General features: G+C 44.3%; 14 protein-coding genes. 7 read left to right on the plus strand and 7 right to left on the minus strand.

Annotated features, from left to right (window positions below; genetic code table 11):
- Positions 1-93: 93 nt before the first annotated feature.
- Genes torA through torE form a run of 3 tightly spaced genes read right to left on the minus strand, consistent with a single transcriptional unit; the run spans position 94 to position 3,995 of the window.
- Entirely contained in the window at positions 94-2,556 is a 2,463-nt protein-coding gene (gene torA, locus RH88_RS21695; RefSeq protein WP_005600071.1) for a trimethylamine-N-oxide reductase TorA, read from the minus strand.
- Between the two features lie 24 nt (positions 2,557-2,580).
- Positions 2,581-3,765, minus strand: coding sequence for a pentaheme c-type cytochrome TorC (gene torC, locus RH88_RS21700; protein WP_005600073.1), 1,185 nt, complete (start codon positions 3,763-3,765; stop codon positions 2,581-2,583).
- Between the two features lie 50 nt (positions 3,766-3,815).
- On the minus strand, positions 3,816-3,995 hold the full coding sequence (gene torE / locus RH88_RS21705) for a trimethylamine N-oxide reductase system protein TorE (protein WP_005600075.1): 180 nt from the start codon (positions 3,993-3,995) through the stop codon (positions 3,816-3,818).
- Positions 3,996-4,432: 437 nt separating this feature from the next.
- On the opposite strand from torE, the gene RH88_RS21710 reads away from it, so the two are divergent.
- Together RH88_RS21710 and RH88_RS23775 are read left to right on the plus strand one after the other, a co-directional pair.
- Positions 4,433-5,224: an ABC transporter permease gene (locus RH88_RS21710; protein WP_005600077.1), complete on the plus strand. Its 792-nt coding sequence runs from the start codon at positions 4,433-4,435 to the stop codon at positions 5,222-5,224.
- Positions 5,225-5,415: 191 nt separating this feature from the next.
- On the plus strand, positions 5,416-5,592 hold the full coding sequence (locus tag RH88_RS23775) for a hypothetical protein (protein WP_005600079.1): 177 nt from the start codon (positions 5,416-5,418) through the stop codon (positions 5,590-5,592).
- 169 nt (positions 5,593-5,761) lie between these two features.
- On the opposite strand, the gene focA is transcribed toward RH88_RS23775, so the two are convergent.
- The gene (gene focA, locus RH88_RS21715) at positions 5,762-6,613 is read right to left on the minus strand and encodes a formate transporter FocA (RefSeq protein ID WP_005600081.1); all 852 of its coding nucleotides are present in this window, start codon (positions 6,611-6,613) and stop codon (positions 5,762-5,764) included.
- 446 nt (positions 6,614-7,059) lie between these two features.
- On the opposite strand from focA, the gene RH88_RS21720 reads away from it, so the two are divergent.
- Positions 7,060-7,299 (plus strand): TIGR02647 family protein, encoded by a 240-nt coding sequence (locus tag RH88_RS21720; protein ID WP_005600086.1) that lies wholly within the window; start codon positions 7,060-7,062, stop codon positions 7,297-7,299.
- A gap of 81 nt (positions 7,300-7,380) precedes the next feature.
- Here the strand turns inward: RH88_RS21720 and RH88_RS21725 are convergent, their stop codons facing one another.
- Entirely contained in the window at positions 7,381-7,809 is a 429-nt protein-coding gene (locus tag RH88_RS21725) for a PACE efflux transporter (protein ID WP_005600087.1), read from the minus strand.
- Positions 7,810-7,897: 88 nt separating this feature from the next.
- On the opposite strand from RH88_RS21725, the gene RH88_RS21730 reads away from it, so the two are divergent.
- Genes RH88_RS21730 through RH88_RS21740 form a run of 3 tightly spaced genes read left to right on the plus strand, consistent with a single transcriptional unit; the run spans position 7,898 to position 10,279 of the window.
- A complete protein-coding gene (locus RH88_RS21730; protein WP_005600089.1) occupies positions 7,898-8,791 on the plus strand; it encodes a LysR family transcriptional regulator in 894 nt (297 codons plus the stop codon).
- 13 nt (positions 8,792-8,804) lie between these two features.
- Positions 8,805-9,626: an NAD-dependent epimerase/dehydratase family protein gene (locus RH88_RS21735; protein ID WP_005600091.1), complete on the plus strand. Its 822-nt coding sequence runs from the start codon at positions 8,805-8,807 to the stop codon at positions 9,624-9,626.
- An 11-nt stretch (positions 9,627-9,637) separates the two neighbouring features.
- A complete protein-coding gene (locus RH88_RS21740; RefSeq protein WP_005600093.1) occupies positions 9,638-10,279 on the plus strand; it encodes a YdcF family protein in 642 nt (213 codons plus the stop codon).
- Positions 10,280-10,364: 85 nt separating this feature from the next.
- Here the strand turns inward: RH88_RS21740 and clpA are convergent, their stop codons facing one another.
- Complete coding sequence (gene clpA / locus RH88_RS21745) at positions 10,365-12,635, minus strand: ATP-dependent Clp protease ATP-binding subunit ClpA (protein WP_005600094.1); 2,271 nt, start codon at positions 12,633-12,635, stop codon at positions 10,365-10,367.
- Positions 12,636-12,677: 42 nt separating this feature from the next.
- Positions 12,678-12,998 (minus strand): ATP-dependent Clp protease adapter ClpS, encoded by a 321-nt coding sequence (clpS, locus tag RH88_RS21750; RefSeq protein WP_005600095.1) that lies wholly within the window; start codon positions 12,996-12,998, stop codon positions 12,678-12,680.
- Positions 12,999-13,457: 459 nt separating this feature from the next.
- Between clpS and cspD the strand changes: the two genes are divergently transcribed.
- Complete coding sequence (gene cspD / locus RH88_RS21755) at positions 13,458-13,679, plus strand: cold shock domain-containing protein CspD (protein ID WP_005600096.1); 222 nt, start codon at positions 13,458-13,460, stop codon at positions 13,677-13,679.
- Positions 13,680-13,744 lie beyond the last annotated feature (65 nt).

Here is a 13,744-nt window from a genome sequence, read left to right on the forward strand (position 1 = left end):
TTGGTATAATAGAGCGAATGCATTTTAGACTGACATAAAAAAACCAGCCCGTAGGCTGGTTTTTGCGTTTCGCTATCGCGGGTTAACTAATTATTAGTTAACTTCGATTGGACCACCGAATGAAGTTACTGGTGGTACTTTGCCTTTGAACTTCTCAAAATCAACGATACAAGTGTTTGCAGACGTTGCTTGAGCTAGCTCAGAAGAACCGATATCTAGCGTTAGTGTGTTTGGATCGCCGTAGGTGTCGATAGCACCGATCTTCTCACTTAGAGGACCGTACCATGCACCTTCTTCGATACGAATTACACCACGTGGGTAGCTGTCTGTTAGTACAGCACCAGCCATTAGCTGACCACGGTCGTTAAATACGCGTACCAAGTCACCGTCTTTGATGCCTTTAGCTTTAGCATCTAGCGGGTTGATGTAAACCGGCTCACGACCTTGAACGGTGTAAGTAGCACGGAATTCATCAGACTCACACATTTGTGAGTGCAAACGCTTGTCTGGGTGACAAGATTGCAGCCAGTACGGGTGTTTATCTGAACCAGGGCCACCGTGTGAACGTTCTGTCTTTTCAAACCACATTGGGTGTTCTTGGCAGTGTTCGTAACCGTAACGACCGATCTTACGAGAAGTGATCTCGATAAAGCCTGAAGGCGTACCTAGTGGGTTGATCTCAGGATCTTGGCGGAAATCCGCGTGACGAACCCAAGGTTTACCAACACCAAAGTCTAGAACACTCTGTTCCCAGAACTCAGCAAATTCTGGCATTTCAAACTTACCAGCGTTCGCTGCTTTACAATCGTTGTATAGGCTTTGAATCCATTCCATCTCGCTCATGCCACGAGTGTACTCGTCGCGACGACCAAAGCGTTGAGTTAGCTCACTCATGATTTGGAAGTCTGTCTTAGATTGGAATAGTGGATCCACTAGACGGTGCATCGCAACCAAACCTTTGTTTGAGTACGAACCGTATACGTCGATATCGTTACGTTCCCACTGAGTACATGCTGGAAGCACGATATCAGAGAAACGACAAGTCGCCGTCCACGCAAATTCAATCGTTACTACCGTTTGAAGCTTCATAAATGCTTTCTTCATACGGTTGCGGTCTTGGTGGTGGTGCCATGGGTTACAACCCGAGATCACCATCATCTTGAAGTCTGGAAGCTTCACTTTACCGCCGTTGTAACGGATCTCTTTACCTGGTTCAAGTAGACAGTCGATCCAACGCGCAACAGGGATTGTGCGGCTGTAACCGTTAAAGTCGTTGTTGTCCCATTTTGGCTTCATACCTGTATCTAGGTTACGAGGGAAACCGCCAGGGCCAGCAAAACCAGTTGATGGAACACCGATACTTGAGTAGTGGTGACCGTAAGAGATACCGCCGCCAGGTAGACCGATTTGACCAACCATTGCTGCAACAACTGCTGCTGCCCAGTATGGCTGCTCACCGTGCTCTTGACGTTGAATACACCAACCCATCAGGATCTGTGTACGACCGTTCACTAGCATGCGAGCAAATTCGCGGATCTTGTCAGCTTTAACGCCACAGATCTCTTCCGCCCACTCAGGAGTCTTAACAACTTTATCTTTGGTTTCGCCTTGAACGTAACCGATGAAGTCTTCAAAACCTAGACAGTAAGTTGCGATGAACTCTTTGTCGTATAGGTTTTCATTATAAAGCACATGAGCTACTGCTAGCATGAACGCTACGTCTGTCATCGGGTTGATGTACAGGTGATCGTTCTCTAGGTAACGCTGAGTTTTGTTCTTCACTGGGTCAACTGAAAGAACGTTGATTTCGCCTTTGGCTACTTTCTCTTTCAGTTGTGCAAGGTATGCAAATGACTCGTGCGTTTCACAGTTCCAACCTACTTGTAGGTTTTTCACTGGATCGTTTGCCCAAAGTACGATGTTGTCTGAGTTCTCAAGAATTTCAGACCAAGAAGTACCTTGTGCGTAAACTTCAGTCGAGCCTAGTACGTAAGGCATGATGGTTTGACCAGCACCCGTTGAGTAGTCGCCTACTTTGGTGATGAAGTTACCATGCATACCTACAGCACGTTGCATGTGCGCAGTACAGTTGTTGAATGAACCTGTTTGGTTCCAACCTGTTTGACCTGCGTGCAGAGCCCAAGGACCGTAGTCTTTTTGAACGCGCTCTAGTTCACGGTAGAACAAGTCTAGTGCTTCATCCCAAGTTACACGGATAAAACGGTTGTTACCGCGAGTTTCAGCGCTGTATTTGTGCTTCTTCAACCAATCTAGACGTACCATTGGGTAACGTACACGTGATGGGCTGTAGATAATGCCTTTAATACCGTTCAACATCTCAGTTGGGTTTTTATCTAGTTCAATTGGTTTGATCTCTTGAACTTTACCCGCGTAGATGTGGGCGCGGAACGCGCCCCAGTGAGAACCGGTTACTTTCCAAGTACCCGTGGTCTCAGCAGCACTAGCTGAAGCTGATGCTAACAGGCTAGGACCGATTACTGACGCAGCACTTGTTGTTGCTACGCCCTTAAGAAAACTTCTTCGTGTAATTGCCATTTAAATTACTCCATCCGACGCGTATTAGTGGTGACCTTCAGCAAAATCTGAAGAGTGCATCTGTAGGTACTTCAAGATCAATGCTTCACTATCGGTATCTAGGTTAACGAACGCAAGCATACCGTCGAACATACCAGGCCAAGTGTTCGCATCAAAGTGCGCTTCAGCTGGTTGAGTGTGACATACTGAACAGTTTGTTTTGTACGCTTCAGCCGATTTTTCCCATACAGGAGTGATGTCGTTCAGCATAGATTCTTTCTTAATCCATACTTTTGCCGCCACTTTTTCCCATGGAAGACCGGTTAGCTCATCCACTTTTTTCTCGCCAGTGGTTACTACGTTGCTGTCAGTTGATGCTTCTTTAAGTAGAGACGCAACTGCAATGTTTTTACCGAAATCAGCTTGAATTACGCGACCAAAGCCTTTCGCTTTGCGCCAGCCGTCGATTTCAACTTCAGCGTAGTCGCCTTTGTCAGCAATCACTTTTACAATCGATGCTGGATTCAGAAGACCTGCTTCTTTCTCACCTTTATCATCGAAGTAAATTGGAAGGTGACGAACGCTTACCAATTCTTGACCTACATCGTAGTTAGTATTTGAAGTCATACCTTCAAGATCACCAACGATACCACCGATGCTATCCATACCCGCAGGTAGGTTGTGTGCGATACCTTTATGGCAATCAACACAGCTTTGATCTTTTTCTGCCGCTTGTTTCATTTGGATACGAGCAGTCGGAGACATTTGCTCAAAATCCATTGAATCGTAGTTGTGACAGTTTTTACACTCTAGAGATTTGTTTGCAGAGAAACGATCCCATTCGTGTTTAGCAAGTTCGATACGACGCTCTTCGAAAACACCCGGTTCGTCGTAGTTGCCAAATACTTGTGCAAATACTTCTTTAGAAGCTTGCATCTTACGTGCGATCTTATCTGTCCAGTTGTGTGGAACGTGACAGTCTGGACACGTAGCACGAACACCTGAGTGGTTTTTCCAGTGCACCGTGTCTTGAAGCTCTACATACACGTTGTCACGCATTGTGTGACAGCTAATACAGAATTTTTCTGTATTAGTATGTTCTAGTGCCGTGTTAAAGCCACCCCAGAAGATAACACCAGCGATAAAGCCGCCCATTGTCAGCACACCTAGGCTGATATGAACCGCAGGACGCGACATGGTGCGCCACAGTTTAATAATCATACTCTTCATGATTTGCTCTCTTAAAATTCTTATATAGAAGTGTCGTTGTGAGCCGAGGCTTACATGCCATGCACGCCAGGAGGACCAAAGAAGAACACTTGCAGTGCCCAAACGATAAATCCGTAACCGCCTACGAATGCGACACTAAGAATTGGAAAGAGAATCACTGTGATGAAGAGGAAAGATTTCCACTCCAACGAAAGCTTCTCGCCTTTTTCAATTTTGTTAACATCACTCATACATTTGCCTATTGTGTATTTAGTGTTTTTGGTTAGCCCTAAAAATGGGACTATTTGTTTTACTGTTTCTAAGGAAAATTCTAGACCATATTCTTTGTAGGGTTCAATCAATTACTCCTTTAGAAACCGCGTTATTGCATACTTTTTTGAGCTGATACAGAGATGTGTTTAATTAAGGGGTCATGTGAAAATATGCATGAATTTATGTAAAAATGTTAATGCCGTTAATATCGGAAATTTATAACATTTTTAGCCAATATCAAGCGCTCTGCATTCTCAATTTAAGCTCAAATCTGCCTATTATTTACTCATAATGTTGCATTTTCGTTAATGGCAGGATAACTGAAAAATCTGAAGATATCATTGCTTTAATCGCATTTAAGTACGCCTTACATCACCAAATAAGGTAGACTAACCTTGTCATTTGGAGAGGTATTATGGCATCAGTCGTCGACATCCCTTGGGTAACGCTTACCCTCTTTTTATCTACTCTTTTAATCCCGATAATGATCAGTCGGCAGCTACAGTTATGCATCGAAAAAGAACTGTTTGTCAGTATAGGTCGAATGTTTATTCAACTGATCTTAGTGGGCCTATACCTTGAATATTTATTTCAAATTAACAGTCTCGCCATCAATTTAGCTTGGCTACTAGTGATGCTTTTGATTGGTGCCAGTGCCATTGTTAGTAAAACAAATCTACCAAAAAAAATGTTGCTTTTACCTACTGCATTAGGGCTATTGGTCGGTTTATTACCCATATTGGCCTTGATCTGCTTGGCTGTGATCCGCCCAACACCCGTTTATAATGCTCAATACCTAATCCCCCTCGCAGGCATGTTATTAGGCAACTCACTCAGCGGTAACATTGTCGCGCTCCAAAATCTGTTCTCCAGCTTTGAACAACGTAAAGCGGAATATGAAGGCGCAATTGCGCTCGGGGCGTCACCAAGATTTGCCAGTTTACCTTTTGTTCGTGAAGCGATTCAAAAGTCTCTCGCGCCCTCTCTCGCAAGTATGAGCACCATGGGCATTGTTACTTTACCCGGCATGATGACAGGACAAATTCTGGGCGGAGCAAGCCCAATGATCGCCATCAAATATCAGCTAATGATCATGGTGGCTATTTTTGTTGTGTTGTCGATTTCAACCACGGTAACCTTATCGCTAGCGGTACGTATATGCATCAATAATAACGGTCGCATACTGGCCAAGCCGCACAACAATTAACCGACAAATCACTTTACCCACCAGCAATTTAAGATCTTATCCACAGAATCTGTGGATAACACTGTAGGCAGTTATTTAACATCGCGAATTTTCATTACAATCCGTGTCATCGTTGCGTAAAAAACCACCACTACACTTTCACTCTGTCGGCAAGAATTGCCATTAGAGAGATCTGAGGTGAGGGAAAATTAATGCAACTTGAAATACCAGTGCTGTCACGTTGTTATACCACCCATGGTAACCGTAAGTACGATTGCCAGAGCCAACGACAAGACCAACGTGATTGGCTGATTGATAAACCTAAGGAAGTGCCTCTTTTTCAATGGGAGGATATTATTATCAATCAACACCATTCTCTGATCATCTAAGCGGTTTAACCTCTATTCATTCCAATCTCTAGAGGATTTGTCTTGCCCAAATTTCTAACACTTTACGCATCCTGATGAGAATGTGCTGTGGATGTAACTGATAGATGTTGTCGCGATAAATAAAAAGGCCCGCAATGCGAGCCTTCTAGTCAAAGATAGTAAAACAATATCAATGTTGATCATCACGCAGATAAATCAACCAGTACCACATGCCAACAAACACGCCGCCACCAATGATGTTACCCAAGGTCACGGGGATCAGGTTGTTGATGATAAAATCAACCATATTCAGATCGGCATAGTCGGCGATATTCGCACCAGTCATCTGCCAAAACTCCGCTGGAGCAAAGTTTTTGATACCAATTGCCATCGGAACTTGGAACATATTCGCAATACAGTGCTCAAAACCGGCTGAAACAAACATCGCGACAGGCAGAATCATCACCATGATCTTATCGGTCAATGTACGGCCACTGAAGGTCATCCAGACAGCAATACACACCAGCACATTACACATGATGCCCAATGCGACCGCAGGCATAAAGCCGTGATGTAATTTATGTTGGGAGATCGCCATGGCGTTTAGTCCAACTTGGCCGTGATCGAACATGTACTGCTTGGTCATCAGCATACAGCCAACCAGAAGTACCGCTCCAATCATGTTACCTACGTAGACGACGCACCAGTTCTTAAACAACATTCCCCAAGAAATCTTGCCGCTAGCACGGGCAACGAGAGTCAATACAGAACTGGTAAATAATTCACCACCCGTTACAACAACGAGAATCAGACCAAGGCTAAACGCAATACCCCCAATGAGGCGCGTCATACCCCAAGCCATTTCCGATGTTCCGGTTGTGACCGTCGTATAAAAAATAAAGGCGATGCCAATATGAATACCAGCAGAGATTGCGAGTAAAAAGGACTTTACGGGATCTTTGGTTGCTTTGCCTAGGCCAATTTCAGCAGCACGCTCAGCCATTTGTGGCGGCAATAAAGAGTCAAATTGATTAAGATTCATAGTCGTAGCGTAACAATTTGATACAGGGATTGGAGGCCGCGGATAATCCCCCTAATTAAAAACAAATTCAAGTACTAATTTTGGAGTTAACTTAAAATGTTTTAAATGGGATTTTAAGCAAGATTTTAATCTGTCACCAATACTATAAAAATTGGTAAATTTATCTAATAACAATCGCAACAAGTTAAACAAAATCAAACCATTAACCTTATTGTTCGATTTATTTTCTGGCATTTCCCCCTATATAGGCTAATTTTTCATATTAATAGTATTCGTTATGCAAAAATCTTCTTTTTTGGGCTGCCTAACAATTCTTATCGTAGAGCATTGTTTCCAAGCCGTATTAGCAGTACTTTTAGGGTACCCCGTAACACAAGATCACGGATTGGAAATAAACCTCCTCGTGACGTTATATGGGTGTTGATACTAATTATAAGGAACAAACCATGAAATACTTGCCAGAATATTTATCAGAACTTAATTTGCTACTGCAATTCGACATTAGTAGCTCAGCTACTGGCATTAAAGTTCATAGCGATGCATCAGAAGATATGCAATCTGCTGTGAAACGTTTATTTGACAAGGGACTTTGTACCCTACCAGATGGTGGTTACTTGACCGATGAAGGTATTGAAGTAGCCGAAAACGCTGACAAAATTTTGCGTGTATTAAGCACTCAAAAGTAATCCGCAAAAAAAGAGCACCGAGGTGCTCTTTTTTAATCACTGTACTTTGTTCCCACATCTTGCCTTACGGCTCCTCGCCTATTACAGCGCAGCTTTGTGGCCGAATATTGCACGATATGGCTGCAGGCGATCATAGCACCAGTTAAAACCCGTCGCGTAGAAAAAGAAGAAGACTAAAAATCCAGCTTCTAGTAATAACGCAGCTCCCAGGCCGATTTGTAAAAACCATGCAATGGTCGGTACCGATAAGAAAATCAACCCTCCTTCAAAACCGAAGGTATGGCCAATGCGTAGTGCCAATGAGCGATTTGCTCGCTCACTGCCAAACCAGCGGTCAAACAAGATATTGTAGAAGTAGTTCCACACCACAGTGAACAGACTTAAACCAACACCAACAATGGCCAAATCGCCAGTTGCCTTGCCCGTAATCAAAGCGGTGGTTGGAATGATAATCGCCAGTGCAATCATTTCAAAACTCACAGCATGGAAGATTCTTTCTTTAGTTTGCATGAGATAACTCTTTGTTCATTTTCCGATGGCGCTCATTTTCATCTACAATTAAGATATTAAAAAGTTAGTTACCATCAGTAAAAGAGATATGTTTAGTATTGAGCAACTCGAAGCGTTTGTGACCACAGTGGAACAAGGATCTTTTTCTGCCGCGGCCCGAAAGCTCCATAAGGTACAATCCGCCATCAGCCAGCATGTGATGAATATTGAGATAGATTGCGGTTTTGAGCTTTTCGACCGCAGCTCACGTTATCCCAAACTCACCTTGCATGGCCAACGTCTGCTGCCCTACGCCAAAGCCTCTCTGATTCAACATCAGCGCTTGCTGAACTGCGCCCAACAACTTGAACATTCTGATTTCCAAGATATTACCTTAGCGGTTGATGAAGGTATTCCAATGACACAGCTGTCAGCAGCGCTCACTGCCGTATGCGAACGTTACCCCACATTGAGGTTTGAGTGTTTGACCGCTTCAAGCATCGATATTATTGCCCTTGTCAAACAACAGCGTGCCACGATGGGGATTATGTTTAATGAGGTGTCACTAGACGATAATATCGACTTTGAGGGGCTTGGCAGTGTCGAGTTTGATGTGTATGTGGCAAGCCATCACGCTTTGGCTCAAGAGACTGTGCCACACCTTGATATGCTTAGATTGCACCGACAAATCGTGATACGGTCTAAATCGAGCGAAATGAGCAGCTTTCAACATGCACACAGCCCAGAAGTCTGGTTCGCTGATAGCCACTATATTTTACTTGAACTGATCAGTAGCGGTTTTGGCTGGGGGATGCTGCCAAAGCACATCGCACTGCCTGCATTGGAAAGCGGCAAATTGATTCAATTGCGTTCTCAATTCGAAAATTTATCATGGCATGCCAACATCGATGTGATCCAACATCAAGCGGTCAGCCATTGTCCCGCGCACACCTTTATGCGCCATCAATTGCGAATGTTGCTCAACGCAGAAAAACAAAGCTAGACGGAGGTGAATGATGAAACAGATAGGGATCATTGGTGGAGGATGGCTTGGTCAGCCTCTTGCGCATTTTTTAGCGAATTTAGGCCATGTCGTTACCGTCAGCAAGACAACGTCACAAGGCTGTAAGGCATTAACAGAACTTGGCTTTCATAGCGTAAAACTGAATTTGGAAGATGATCTGAAAAATAATCTTCAGGTCTTGAAACCGCTGCAACTTGATATGTTGATTGGCTGTTTTCCTCCTGGATTTCGTCGAGGAAAAGGCCGTGAATATGCAGAATATTGGCATAAACTGGTTAACATCGCACTACAACTAAAGGTGCAGAAAGTAGTCATGGTGAGCTCAACGACAGTCTACCCTGATTGCGCTGGTATCATGCATGAAGAGCAAGCGACACTCGGGTTGGCTGCACACAACGAAGCATTTTCCGACAATGCCAAAATCATGCTGGAAGCGGAACAAACACTCATCGACAGCGGTTTAGAGTACGCGATTGTCCGTTGTAGTGGCTTACTTGGCCCCAACCGAAATCCGGCCAACTTTGCAAGTAAGCTGCGCCAAGTCAGCGATCGCGCGCCTGCCAACATGCTGCATCAAATTGACGCGGTTGGCGCGGTAAGTTTTGCTGCCTTAAATCTTTCCGCCGATGTGGTCAATGCCACCACCCCTAACACCACCAACAAGGCTGAGTTTTATCAAACGGCGCTGCAACGTGCCGGTCGTGATGAAGCGCTGCCACCCATTGTGCATAATGAAGACAAGCTGGTGAGTGCAGATAAGATCTGTCAGCTTGGTTATCGTTTTCACTTCCAACATACTCTAGAGCTATTGTAAGGAAAGGTATAGTGAGCACTAACATCCCGCTGTTCCGCCACATTGATACTCTGTGGCAATATATGCAACTCGACCACGATCTCACGCCTGCCGATTGTATCTTTGTCTTAGGCAGCAATGACCCAAGGGTTGCCGAACTCGCCGCGCAGATTTATCGACAAGGGTTGGCCGGAAAAATTCTCTTTTCCGGTGGTTTTGGTCGCTTAACCGAGGGCGTTTTTACTCAAAGTGAAGCCGAAACCTTTGCTGCTATCGCCCAAGATCTTGGCGTGCCTGCAGAAGACATTATCATTGAAAAGCACTCAACCAATAGCGGTGAAAATGTGTTGTTCAGCGCTCAGCGTCTACAAGAATTAAAGCTGAATTTTACCCGTTTCATCTTGGTACAAAAGCCTTATATGGAACGACGAGCCTATGCAACGTTCCTCAAACAATGGCCATTGCCTGTTGAGCATGTCACGGTAACCTCGACCAAGCATAGCTTTAGCGACTACTTTACTGAAGATATTGATTTATTTACCGTGCTTGAAGCGATGATGGGCGACTTTGAGCGAATTAAGAGCTATCCCGCTAAAGGTTTTCAAATAGAGCAGCCGGTCCCCGCAGAGGTCGATAACGCTTATCAGGCTATTCGTGAGTCGTTGGCGTTATAATCTCTACTCAATACGCTCGCAACATACGCACACAGTAAAAAGCCAGAGCATTTGCTCTGGCTTTGGTTTTTATACTGGTGTGAATTTAGTGAGCAACAGCCTCTTTCTCTTGATCAAAGAAGAACTCAAGTTCGTCATCTTTCAAGGTCACTTTCACTGAGCCACCATCCACTAATGCACCGAACAATAGCTCGTTCGCCAGTGGTTTTTTCAGTTTATCTTGGATCACACGTCCCATTGGACGAGCGCCCATCGCTTTATCGTAGCCTTTCGCCGCCAACCACTTACGCGCCTCATCAGACACTTCCATTGATACACCACGAGCATCCAACTGTGCTTGTAGCTCAACAATGAATTTATCCACCACTTGATGAATAACCTCTTCATCTAAGCTGTTAAACCACATGATGTTGTCTAAGCGGTTACGGAATTCTGGCGTGAATACCTTCTTAATTTCCGCCATCGCATCTGGGCTGTGATCTTGTTGCACCAGGCCGATAGAACGTTTTTCCGTTTCCTGTACACCAGCGTTGGTTGTCAGTACCAAAATCACGTTACGGAAGTCCGCTTTACGACCATTGTTATCTGTCAGCGTACCGTTATCCATCACTTGCAGCAGCAAGTTAAAGATGTCTGGGTGGGCTTTTTCAATTTCATCGAGCAAGACAACTGAATGAGGATGTTTTAATACCGCATCCGTCAACAAACCACCTTGATCATAACCAACATAGCCAGGAGGCGCACCGATCAAGCGACTCACAGAGTGGCGCTCGCCATACTCGGACATGTCGAAACGTAGCAGTTCAATACCCAATAGTTTCGATAGCTGTACCGTGACTTCCGTTTTACCCACACCGGTTGGACCGGCGAAAAGGAATGAACCCACAGGCTTGTTGTCAGCGCCCAAACCAGCACGCGTTAACTTGATCGCTTCAGTCAGCACTTCGATGGCATTGTCTTGACCGAATACCATCATCTTCATTTTCTGCTCTAGTGTTTGCAGCACTTCTTTGTCAGACGATGAAACTGATTTTTCAGGAATACGTGCCATCTTAGCGACCATCGCTTCGATATCCGCTACGCCTACCGTTTTCTTACGACGACTTGCTGGTGCTAAACGGCTGCGCGCGCCGGCTTCATCAATGACATCAATCGCCTTATCGGGCAAATGACGCTCATTAATGTATTTCGCTGACAACTCAACTGCAGCACGAAGCGCTTTGTTGGTGTAACGAACTTCATGGTGCGCTTCGTATTTTGGTTTCAAGCCCATCAAGATCTTAGTCGTATCATCCAGCGATGGTTCAACCACATCAATTTTTTGGAAACGACGCGCTAAGGCACGCTCTTTCTCAAAAATGTTGCTGTACTCTTGATAAGTGGTAGAGCCAATACAACGTAACTTACCGCTACTCAGTAGAGGTTTGATCAAGTTTGCCGCATCCACTTGGCCACCTGACGCTGCACCAGCACCGATAATAGTGTGGATTTCATCGATAAATAGAATCGCGTCTTCTTCTTTTTCCAGCTGTTTCAAAATCGTTTTAAAACGTTTCTCGAAATCACCACGATACTTAGTCCCAGCGAGTAGCGAACCAATATCCAGCGAGTAAATTACGCTGTCTTTAATGATTTCTGGTACTTGGCCTTCCACAATACGCCAAGCTAAACCTTCCGCAATGGCGGTTTTACCAACGCCAGCCTCACCCACCAGCAGCGGGTTGTTTTTACGACGTCGACATAAAACTTGAACCGTACGCTCGAGCTCTTTATCACGACCAATCAAGGGATCGATTAGACCCTGTTTCGCCGCTTGGTTAAGATTTTGTGCAAAGCTCTCTAAACGCTCTTCGCCATTCGCTTCCTCAACCGGAGCATCACTGCCAAAGGAATCAGATGACGGCTCATCGTTTGAGCCACTGCCCTTAGTAATGCCGTGAGAAATAAAGTTAACAATATCCAAACGACTTACGTCGTTTTTCTTTAAAAGGTAAGCGGCATGCGACTCTTGCTCACTGAAGATCGCAACCAGCACATTCGCCCCCGTCACTTCGCTGCGTCCTGACGATTGAACATGGAAAACGGCACGTTGCAGTACGCGCTGGAAACTCAATGTTGGTTGCGTCTCTCGTGTTTCATCGTTTTCAGGAATAAGAGGCGTAGTTTGATCGATAAATACATCAAGCTCGTTGCGAAGTGCATCAATGTCAGCTTGACAAGCCGTGAGGGCATCTCGCGCTGCATCGTTTTCTAACAATGCCAACAGGAGGTGCTCGACAGTCATAAACTCATGTCGTTTGTCTCGGGCACGAGCGAATGCGCCATTGAGACTCGATTCTAATTCTTTATTCAGCATAGGGACCTCCTCAAAGAACAATTCAAATTGTTCGATCAAGCGTTAAGCTTGTTCCATAGTGCAAAGCAGCGGGTGTTCATTTTCCCTTGAATACATTGTAACTTGCGCTACTTTGGTTTCTGCTACTTCGGCAGTAAAGGTGCCGCAAATTGCTTTCCCTTCATAGTGAATCTGGAGCATGATCTGCGTTGCTTTGTCGATATCCATTGAAAAGAAACGCTCAAGAATTTCAATTACAAAGTCCATCGGTGTGTAGTCATCATTATTTAAAACAACGTGATACATGGATGGTGGTTTAACTTCTGTTTTTTCTAACTCCAGAAGATCTGAGTCTGGAGTTACCCATTCAAAATGCTTGCTCATGATTTGTATTGTCTAGACAGTTTCATTAGTTACTTTAACATTCCGTTATACGAAATAAATGGATGGATCTCTTAGTAAGAGCAAAAAACGTTTGCAGTTAAAAACCCCATACTTAGAGACTAATGCAGCAATGGGATCGCTGCAAATAAAAGATTTCCTTGTAGAGATAAATACTTAACAACTGACTAAAAACGCATCTAAAGTCACTAAATTCATTCAAACTTTCATGTCACCGCAGTGAAAACAGTTATTAAAATGTAAAAGATGAAGCACGAATGTGTGTAAATATTTAGCAAGTAATACCTTTTTACTATTGACTGTACTCTATCATTGACTACTCTGGAAAAATAGTGGCTTAAAATTTCGGCAGCGCCTGAATGGATATTCACTATCATATTGACGTACTGGAGTGCGTCAGTTTCACAACGTTAAGTAAAAAATGCATGAGGGATGTATAGCATGGCTACAGGTACAGTAAAATGGTTTAACAACGCCAAAGGATTTGGGTTCATCTGTGCGGAAGGGGATGATAGCGACGTATTCGCACACTATTCCACTATCCAAATGGATGGCTATCGTACTCTGAAAGCTGGCCAACAAGTTTTTTTCGAAGTAGAAGAAGGTCCTAAAGGCTACCACGCAAGTATCGTTACTCCGCTGGAAGCTCAACTAGCAAAATAGTCGCTGCCGATGTAATGATTTAATAGAAGAAAAAAACCCGCCAGAGGCGGGTTTCTTATTTATTA

This window comes from Vibrio scophthalmi LMG 19158 (assembly GCF_000222585.1).
In the GTDB taxonomy this organism is placed as follows: Bacteria; Pseudomonadota; Gammaproteobacteria; order Enterobacterales; family Vibrionaceae; genus Vibrio; species Vibrio scophthalmi.